General features: G+C 73.1%; 6 protein-coding genes. 3 read left to right on the top strand and 3 right to left on the bottom strand.

All coding sequences use genetic code 11. The features are described 5' to 3' along the window. Positions 1-1435: homocysteine S-methyltransferase family protein (locus A2U95_RS17390; protein WP_166023587.1), on the bottom strand; the 1435-nt coding region annotated here is incomplete at its 3' end. 223 nt (positions 1436-1658) lie between these two features. Here A2U95_RS17390 and A2U95_RS17385 point away from each other — a divergent pair. From A2U95_RS17385 to A2U95_RS17375, 3 genes are all read left to right on the top strand, one after another. After that, positions 1659-2465, top strand: coding sequence for an MIP/aquaporin family protein (locus A2U95_RS17385; RefSeq protein WP_166023585.1), 807 nt, complete (start codon positions 1659-1661; stop codon positions 2463-2465). 87 nt (positions 2466-2552) lie between these two features. Continuing rightward, complete coding sequence (gene glpK / locus A2U95_RS17380) at positions 2553-4085, top strand: glycerol kinase GlpK (protein WP_166023583.1); 1533 nt, start codon at positions 2553-2555, stop codon at positions 4083-4085. Positions 4086-4293: 208 nt separating this feature from the next. Continuing rightward, entirely contained in the window at positions 4294-5247 is a 954-nt protein-coding gene (locus tag A2U95_RS17375; RefSeq protein WP_166023581.1) for a PAC2 family protein, read from the top strand. Between the two features lie 136 nt (positions 5248-5383). Here the strand turns inward: A2U95_RS17375 and mshC are convergent, their stop codons facing one another. Beyond that, a complete protein-coding gene (gene mshC, locus A2U95_RS17370; protein WP_166023579.1) occupies positions 5384-6613 on the bottom strand; it encodes a cysteine--1-D-myo-inosityl 2-amino-2-deoxy-alpha-D-glucopyranoside ligase in 1230 nt (409 codons plus the stop codon). A 1-nt stretch (position 6614) separates the two neighbouring features. Beyond that, positions 6615-7442 (bottom strand): ferritin-like domain-containing protein, encoded by an 828-nt coding sequence (locus A2U95_RS17365; RefSeq protein ID WP_240957353.1) that lies wholly within the window; start codon positions 7440-7442, stop codon positions 6615-6617. Positions 7443-7671 lie beyond the last annotated feature (229 nt).

Genomic DNA, 7671 nt, shown 5'->3' with positions numbered 1-7671 from the left:
TGGTCAGCGCGATCAGCGCGGCGCCGTGCTCCCGGGCCAGCTCGGTGACCCTGGCGAACCGCGACCCGGGCCCGGCCCCGTCCTCGTAGTTGACCGAATTGAGCACCGCGCGCCCGCCCAGCTTCTCCAGACCGGCCCGCAGCACCTCCACCTCGGTGGAGTCCAGCACGATCGGCAGCGTGGAGGCGGTCGCGAACCGGCCGGCCAGCTCCGCCATGTCCGCGACGCCGTCCCGGCCCACGTAGTCGACGCACAGGTCGAGCATGTGCGCGCCCTCGCGGATCTGCTCGCGGGCCATCTCCACGCAGTCGTCCCAGCGGCCCTCCAGCATCGCCTCGCGGAACTTCCTCGACCCGTTGGCGTTGGTGCGCTCACCGATCGCCAGGTAGGAGGTGTCCTGCCGGAACGGCACCGTCTGGTAGAGCGAGGCCGCACCCGGCTCCGGGCGCGGCTCACGCACCGCGGGCACGGCTCCCCGGACACGCTCGACCAGCTGACGCAGGTGCTCCGGCGTGGTGCCGCAGCAGCCGCCGACCAGGGACAGCCCGTAGTCGCGGACGAAGTCCTGCTGGGCGTCGGCCAGGCCCTCGGCGTCCAGCGGGAAGTGCGCGCCGTCCTTGGTGAGGACGGGCAGGCCGGCGTTGGGCATGCACAGCAGGGGGATCCGGGCGTGCCGGGCGAGGTAGCGCAGGTGCTCGGTCATCTCGGCGGGACCGGTCGAGCAGTTCAGGCCGATCATGTCGATGCCGAGCGGCTCCAGCGCGGTCAGCGCGGCGCCGATCTCGGAGCCGAGCAGCATGGTGCCGGTGGTCTCGAAGGCCATCGACACCAGCAGCGGCACCTGGACGCCGGTGGCCTCCATGGCGCGGCGCGCGCCGACCACGGCGGCCTTGGTCTGCAGCAGGTCCTGGGTGGTCTCCACGATCAGGGCGTCGGCGCCGCCGCCGAGCAGGCCCTCCGCGTTGGCCTGGAAGCCGTCGCGGACCACCGGGTAGCCGATGTGGCCGAGAGTGGGCAGCTTGGTGCCCGGTCCCATGGAGCCCAGCACCCAGCGCTGCCTGCCGGTGCGCGCGGTGAAGTCGTCGGCCGCCTCGCGGGCGATCCGGGCGCCCGCCTCGGAGAGCTCGTGGACCCGGTCGGCGATGTCGTACTCGGACGCCGCGGTGTGGTTGGCGCCGAACGTGTTGGTCTCCACGCAGTCGACGCCCACGGCGAGGTAGGCGTCGTGCACCGAACGGACGATGTCCGGGCGGGTGACGTTCAGGATCTCGTTGCAGCCCTCGAGGTCCTGGAAGTCCTCCAGGGTGGGTTCCTGCGCCTGGAGCATCGTGCCCATCGCGCCGTCGGCGACCACCACACGGGCGGCGAGGGCCTCTCGGAGGGCGAGGACGCGGGCACGGGCGTCGGCTGCGGACGGGGACGGCGACGAGGCCATGGAGGAGCTCCCTGGGATGCGACGGCTGTCGGCTTTGCGCTTGTCGCGGAACGGTTCCGCGGGGTGCGCACCGGATCAGCCTAGCCCGGCCGTCCGCACAGTGGCGGTCCGGTCCACTTCGCGGACGCCGGACGGCGGACACGTCACCCCTTCACGATCTTGGCTTGATCACGCCGTCACTGTCAGGTATCGCCCCACGGGTCCCGTCATTACCATGCGGAGGATGACGAGCTCCCAGATCCTCATCGGCGAGACAGTAGGGACGGCTCTTCTCATCCTCCTGGGCGGCGGCGTCTGCGCCGCCGTCACGCTCAAGGCGTCCAAGGCCCGGAACGCGGGATGGCTTGCCATCGCCTTCGGCTGGGGCCTGGCCGTGATGGTCGCGGTCTACGCCACGGGGCCCGTGTCCGGGGCCCACCTCAATCCGGCGGTCACGCTGGCCCTCGCGCTCGACGGCGGTACGTCCTGGGCGGACCTGCCGCTGTACTGGGCGGGGCAGATGGCCGGCGCGATGATCGGGGCGGCCCTGGTGTGGGTCGCCTACTACGGACAGTTCCAGGCCCACCTGACCGACCACGAGATCATCGGCGGCCCCGGCGCGCAGAAGACGCCGACCGCCACGGACAAGGCCGTGGAAGCGCGGGAACCGGCCGCCGGGCCGGTGCTGGGCGTCTTCTCCACCGGCCCGGAGATCCGCAGGCCGCTGCAGAACCTCCTGACGGAGGTCATCGGCACGGTCGTCCTGCTGCTGGGCGTGCTCACCCAGGGCCTCAACGCCGAGGGCGACGGCCTGGGCCCGCTGGGCGGACTGATCACCGCCCTGCTCGTGGTCTCGATCGGCCTGTCGCTGGGCGGACCCACCGGGTACGCGATCAACCCGGCCCGCGACCTGGGCCCGCGCCTCGTCCACGCCCTCCTGCCACTGCCCAACAAGGGCGGCTCCGACTGGGGGTACGCGTGGGTGCCGGTGGCCGGTCCGCTGATCGGCGCGGTCGTCGCGGCGGGGCTCTACCGGGCGCTCCTCGCCTGAGGGACCATGCGCCCGGGAGGGACCCGGCGCGGTGAGGCAGGCACCACCCACTCGTACGTACCGTCCGCAGACCTCGGGGAGTGATCAGTGACCGACAGGAAGAGTTCCGGCCCGTACATCGCGGCCATCGACCAGGGCACGACGTCCAGCCGCTGCATCGTCTTCGACCGTGACGGGCGGATCGTCGCGGTCGACCAGAAGGAGCACGAACAGATCCTCCCGAAACCGGGCTGGGTCGAGCACGACGCCACGGAGATCTGGGCCAACGTCCAGGAGGTGGTCGCCGGGGCCATCAGGGCGGCGGGCGTCACCCGCAAGGACATCGTGGCCATCGGCATCACCAACCAGCGCGAGACCACCGTGCTGTGGGACCGGCACACCGGCCTGCCGGTGCACAACGCGATCGTGTGGCAGGACACCCGGACCGACGCCCTCTGCCGGGAACTGGGCCGCAACGTGGGCCAGGACCGGTTCCGCCGGGAGACCGGTCTTCCGCTGGCCTCCTACTTCGCCGGCCCCAAGGCGCGCTGGCTGCTGGACCGGGTGGACGGCCTGCGGGAGCGGGCGGAGGCGGGGGACGTCCTCTTCGGGACCATGGACAGCTGGGTGATCTGGAACCTGACCGGCGGGGTGAACGGCGGCCGGCACGTCACCGACGTCACCAACGCCTCCCGCACCCTGCTGATGAATCTGCGCACCCTGGACTGGGACGAGCGGATCTGCGAGTCGATAGGCGTGCCGGCCGCCATGCTGCCGGAGATCCGCTCCTCCGCCGAGGTGTACGGGCAGATCACCGGCGGGGACCTGGGCGAGCTGCTGGACGGCGTCCCGGTCGCGTCGGCGCTGGGCGACCAGCAGGCCGCGCTGTTCGGCCAGACCTGCTTCGCCGAGGGCGAGGGCAAGTCGACCTACGGCACCGGCACCTTCCTGCTGATGAACACCGGCGAGAAGATCATCAACTCCTACAGCGGGCTGATCACCACGGTGGGCTACCGGATCGGCGACCAGAAGCCGGTCTACGCGCTGGAGGGGTCCATCGCGGTCACCGGTTCGCTGGTGCAGTGGATGCGCGACCAGATGGGGCTGATCTCCACCGCCGCCGAGATCGAGCCGCTGGCCGCCTCCGTGGAGGACAACGGCGGCGCGTACTTCGTGCCCGCGTTCTCCGGGCTGTTCGCCCCCTACTGGCGGTCCGACGCCCGCGGGGTGCTCGCCGGGCTCACCCGGTACGTCACCAAGGCGCACCTGGCGCGGGCCGTCCTGGAGGCCACGGCCTGGCAGACCCGGGAGATCACCGATGCCATGGCCAAGGACTCCGGGGTGCAGCTGGCCACCCTGCGGGTGGATGGCGGCATGACCGGCAACGACCTGCTGATGCAGATCCTGTCCGACTGCCTCGACGCCCCCGTGGTGCGCCCCGAGGTGTCCGAGACGACCTGCCTGGGCGCCGCCTACGCGGCCGGCCTGGCCGTCGGCTTCTGGAGGAGCGTCGACGAACTGCGCGCCAACTGGCGGCAGGACGCCGAGTGGACGCCGCGGATGGACCCGGAGGACCGGGACCGCGAGTACCGGAACTGGCTGAAGGCGGTGCGGCGGACGATGGACTGGGTCGAGGAGTGACGGCGTGGCGGCCCCGGCGCCGGGAGGACGGGTCCGGCGCCGGGGCCGCCGCCCCCGCCGCCGCGCGCGACGGGTGTGCGCGACGGGTGTGCGCCCGCGCGACGCGGGGCAGTGATCGCTCACCGGCCGTGCGAGGGGGCTGCGGGCAGTCCCCTCCTACGCCGTAAGGTTGTGGCGTACGCGAGGGCACGTCGGAAGGAGGCGCTGGGTGATCGAGCTCGAGGGGGTTCCCGAGCTGATCGACCCGGTCATGGTGGCCGCGTTCGAGGGCTGGAACGATGCCGGTGACGCCGCCTCCGCCGCGGTCGCGCATCTCGAGAAGGAGTGGAAGGGCGAGGTGTTCGCGGCGCTCGACGCCGAGGACTACTACGACTTCCAGGTCAACCGTCCCACCGTGTGGCTGGACCAGGGGGTGCGGAAGATCACCTGGCCGACGACCCGGCTCTCGGTGGTGCGCGTCGGCGGGGACAAGCCGCGTGACCTGGTCCTGGTCCGCGGCATCGAGCCGTCCATGCGCTGGCGCACCTTCTGCAACGAGCTGCTCGGCTTCGCCCACGAGCTGGGCGTGGAGCTGGTGGTGATCCTGGGCGCCCTGCTCGGCGACACCCCGCACACCCGGCCGGTGCCGATCAGCGGGACCACCTCCGACGCCGACCTGGCGCGGCGGATGGACCTGGAGGAGACCAAGTACGAGGGTCCCACCGGCATCGTGGGCGTGCTCCAGGAGGCCTGCACGCACGCCGGGGTGCCGGCGGTGAGCCTGTGGGCGGCGGTGCCGCACTACGTGTCGCAGCCGCCGAACCCGAAGGCCACGCTGGCGCTGCTGAACCGGCTGGAGGACCTGATCGACATCCGGGTCCCGCTGGGCGAGCTGCCGGAGGACGCGCGGGCCTGGCAGGTCGGCGTGGACCAGCTGGCCGCCGAGGACAGCGAGGTCGCCGAGTACGTGCAGACCCTGGAGGAGGCCCGGGACACCGCGGACCTCCCCGAGGCGTCCGGCGAGGCGATCGCCCGCGAGTTCGAGCGGTACCTGCGTCGCCGGGACAACCCGGGCGGCCGGTCCCGTCCGGGCAGGCCGCCCAGGGCGGGGGACGACGAGGAGCCGCCGCAGGGACCCGGCCCCGGTCCGGGCCCGGGTCCCGGGTCGGGCTCGGAGGACTGAGGCCGGCCCACCGGGCGGGCCCGGGGACCGGGCCCGCCGGGAGACGCACGGCGAGGACGGGGAAGCGCCCCGCGCCGGTTGTGGCGCGGGGCGCTTCCCCGTCTCCGGACTCTGCGGTCCCGTCGTGCGGGCGCCGCTAGACCGCGACCCCCAGCAGGGCGTCCACCGCGCGGGTGACCACGCCGGGGGCGCCGATGTCCGTGCCGCCGGTGCTCTCCTGGACGGCGACCCAGCGGTCCACGGCGGCCAGTGCGGCCGGGGCGTCCAGGTCGTCGGCGAGGGCGTCGCGGATCTCCTCCACCAGCGCCTCGGCGGGCGGGCCGTCGGGCCGGGAGACGGCGGCGCGCCAGCGGTGCAGGCGGGCGACGGCGTCCTGGAGGACCTGGTCGGTCCACTCCCAGTCGCTGCGGTAGTGGTGGGCGTGGAGCGCCAGCCGGATGGCGGCCGGGGCGACGCCGTCCTGGCGCAGCCTGGAGACGAAGACCAGGTTGCCCTTGGACTTGGACATCTTCTCGCCGTGCAGGGCGACCATGCCGGCGTGGACGTAGGCCTTGGCCATCGGGAACTCGCCGGTCAGCACCTGGGCGTGGGAGGCGCCCATCTCGTGGTGCGGGAAGGCGAGGTCGGAGCCGCCGCCCTGCACGTCGAAGCCCATGCCCAGGTGGTCCAGGGCGATGGCCACGCACTCGATGTGCCAGCCCGGGCGGCCGCGGCCGAGGCTGCCGCCGTCCCAGCTCGGCTCGCCCTCGCGGGCGGCCATCCACAGCATCGGGTCGACCGGGTTCTTCTTGCCGGGGCGCTCCGGGTCGCCGCCGCGCTCGGCGGAGAGCAGGCGCATCGCGGCGGCGTCCAGGCGGGACACCTTGCCGAAGTGCGGGTCGGACTCCACGGAGAAGTAGATGTCGCCCTCGAGCTCGTAGGCCGCGCCGGCCTCGAGCAGGCGCTCCACCAGCGGGACGATGCCGGGGATGGCCTCCACGGCGCCGATGTAGTCCTTCGGGGGGAGCATCCGCAGGGCGGTCATGTCCTCGCGGAACAGGGCGGTCTCACGTTCGGCGAGGGCCACCCAGTCGACGTCGTCGCGCTGGGCCCGCTCGAGCAGCGGGTCGTCCACGTCGGTGACGTTCTGGACGTAGTGGACCTGGCGCTTGGTGTCCAGCCAGACGCGCTGGACGAGGTCGAACGCGTTGTAGGTCGCCGCGTGACCCATGTGGGTGGCGTCGTAGGGCGTGATGCCGCAGACGTAGATGCGGGCGACGGGGCCGGGGGTGAGGGTGACCGGACCGTTGGTCGCGGTGTCGTGGATCCTCAGGTCGCGGCCCTGACCGGGCAGGGCGGGGACGTCGGAAGCGGGCCAGGCATGCATGTCATGAGCCTAACCGGACGGTTGTTCCGGCCACGAACCGGTCCGCGCCACCCGGGCACCATGTGACCGAACCGGCCCTCTTGCGCCGTCCCCTCTCCCTGTGCTTCCCGCGCCCGCGGGGCGGCAGGCACCGCTGCGCCGTCCCGTGGAAAGGGCTCGGCCCACACGGGGCGGACCGCCGCCGGCACGGGCGCGCGGCCCGCGTCCGCCCGTGCCGCGCCGGCGGCACGACGCCTCCGCGGCGTGCGGGAGGGCGCCCACCGCTGCCGGTCTCCCGCAGCGTCCGCCGGATCAGCGGCCCGTAGCCCGCCGCCGCCAGCCGCAGCAGCTCCTCGTGGCAGTAGGCCAGGTGGTTGTCCTCGTCGGCGGAGATCATCCGCACCGCCCGCCCGATCTCCGGATGGCCGCCGAAGTACCTGCACAGCAGCCGCATCTGCTCCGAGGCACGCTGCTCGGTGACCCGGCTGTGCGCGAGATAGGTGACGAGGTCCCGCACGGTCAGGGGCTCCTCGCGACGCAGCTTGTCGTGCGGGAGCCCGATGCCGTTGCGCTCCAGGAGCATGGTGTAGTCGGTGTCCGGCGGCACCTCCACCGGCTCCAGGCCCCGCTTGCGCATCAGCGCCTCGAAGATCCGCCCGTGCTTGTCCTCGTCCGCGCCGTGCCGGGCGATCCTCGGCGCCATGGCCCGCTCCTCCGCCGGCACCAGCGCGGCGATGCGGGCGTTCTCCCAGCCGCCCTGCGCCTCGCCGCCCGCGGCGACCGAGCAGAACAGGCGGAACGCCTCGTCGTTGTCGAAGATCTCCTGGAACAGGCTCCTGGCCGAAAGCATGGACACCTCTTTCGAGGACGCGGACGGGGCTTCCCGTGCACGAGTCAACGACCGCGGGGGGAGGGGCGCAACAGCTCAGGCCGTCCGATCGGCCGATCGAAGGACCGGCCGGACCGGGGCCGCACGTAACCGGCGCGCGGCGGAGGCGTTGTTCCCCGTGACGGCCGTGGCGGGGAGGACCCCCGAGCCCTCACCACGGCCGCAGGGCTTCCTCCCGGAACGGCCGGGG

The sequence above is a fragment of the Streptomyces chilikensis genome (assembly GCF_001642695.1).
Lineage (GTDB): Bacteria > Actinomycetota > Actinomycetes > Streptomycetales > Streptomycetaceae > Streptomyces > Streptomyces chilikensis.
This window is presented reverse-complemented; position numbering and strand designations above follow the sequence as displayed.

Bases quoted from the DNA above. Each gene is read 5' to 3' on its own strand.
- A2U95_RS17385 (WP_166023585.1), top strand. From the start codon at position 1,659: ATGACGAGCTCCCAGATCCTCATCGGCGAGACAGTAGGGACGGCTCTT.
- mshC (WP_166023579.1), bottom strand. From the start codon at position 6,613: ATGCATGCCTGGCCCGCTTCCGACGTCCCCGCCCTGCCCGGTCAGGGC.
- A2U95_RS17365 (WP_240957353.1), bottom strand. From the start codon at position 7,442: ATGCTTTCGGCCAGGAGCCTGTTCCAGGAGATCTTCGACAACGACGAG.